The following is a 267-nucleotide window of genomic DNA, read 5'->3' as shown; positions in this document are numbered from 1 at the left end:
CACATAATAAGCGAGCGGCGCCTTCTGCGTGTCCACACCTTCCTCCCCCGCACCCGCCATCGCCGGCAGATAATCGCGGGAGACGATCCGACGGCCATTGTCCGGCAGCAGCTTGCGGCTGGCGCCGTTCGCCTTGTCGAGCAGGATCACGTTGCGTTCGTCCGGTGCGCCGCCGCCCGAATAGGAGCCGGCATCGCCGCGCCGAATCGAGGAATCGGTGGCGATCACGATCTCCAGCACGTTGGTGCCGTGCAGCGGATTGACCGC

At 66.3% G+C, this 267-nt stretch carries 1 protein-coding gene; it reads right to left on the bottom strand.

All coding sequences use genetic code 11. The annotated features are described in order from the left end of the window. Positions 1 to 267: hypothetical protein (locus NLU14_RS22035; RefSeq protein WP_275710633.1), on the bottom strand; the 267-nt coding region annotated here is incomplete at both ends.

The organism is Marinobacter iranensis (assembly GCF_029207565.1).
GTDB lineage: Bacteria > Pseudomonadota > Gammaproteobacteria > Pseudomonadales > Oleiphilaceae > Marinobacter > Marinobacter iranensis.
The sequence above is the reverse complement of the archived record's forward strand: the minus strand, read 5'-3'. Positions and strand labels throughout refer to the sequence as shown.